The organism is Aquabacterium sp. A08, assembly GCF_011742065.1.
Genome location: NZ_JAAQQT010000457.1, coordinates 1 through 691, shown reverse-complemented (window position 1 = coordinate 691; position 691 = coordinate 1). Strand labels below are relative to the sequence as shown.

The 691-nt window shown below is 67.1% G+C and carries 2 protein-coding genes; both read left to right on the top strand.

Annotated features, from left to right (window positions below; all coding sequences use genetic code 11):
• Window positions 1-131: flagellin (locus HA630_RS02600; protein ID WP_256368606.1), on the top strand; the 131-nt coding region annotated here is incomplete at its 5' end.
• Window positions 132-166: 35 nt separating this feature from the next.
• Window positions 167-625: a dihydroneopterin triphosphate diphosphatase gene (nudB, locus tag HA630_RS02595; protein WP_166832232.1), complete on the top strand. Its 459-nt coding sequence runs from the start codon at window positions 167-169 to the stop codon at window positions 623-625.
• Window positions 626-691: the final 66 nt, after the last annotated feature.

Below are 691 nucleotides of genomic sequence, written 5' to 3'. Positions count from 1 at the left end.
TTCAGGATGCCGACTTTGCGGCCGAAACCGCCAACCTGTCCCGTGCGCAGATCCTGCAGCAGGCCGGCACCGCCATGGTGGCGCAAGCCAACCAGATTCCCCAGGGCGTGTTGCAGTTGCTGCAGGGTTAAGCTCAAAGGCATGACAGCGGTTAGATTCCGTTGCCATGCCCTCCAAAATCCCCCAATCCGTCCTTGTCGTCATCCACACCCCGGCGCTGGAGGTGCTGCTCATCGAGCGCGCCGACGCGCCGGGCTTCTGGCAGTCCGTCACGGGTGCGAAGGACTTTGAAGACGAGCCCTGGGCCGCCACCGCCGCGCGCGAGGTGGCGGAAGAAACCGGCATCGACGCCCACGGCCCCGGCTGCACCCTGAGCGACTGGGGGCTGGAGAACGTGTATGAAATCTACCCCCAGTGGCGGCACCGCTACGCGCCCGGCGTCACCCACAACACCGAACACCTGTTCGGCCTGCGGGTGCCCACCGGCACCCCGGTCCGCCTGAGCCCGCGCGAGCACACCGCCCACGCCTGGCTGCCCTGGCGCGCCGCGGCCGACCGCTGCTTTTCGCCGTCCAACGCCGAGGCCATTCTGTGGTTGCCGCGCCTGTCAAACCCCGGGCTTTGATGGCATGATTTCCGCATGAACACCCTGCGCGTGGCCACCTACAACATCCACAAGGGCGTGCAGGGC

Excerpts from the sequence above, each read along its gene's own strand:
- nudB (WP_166832232.1), top strand. The coding sequence starts at position 167 with ATGCCCTCCAAAATCCCCCAATCCGTCCTTGTCGTCATCCACACCCCG.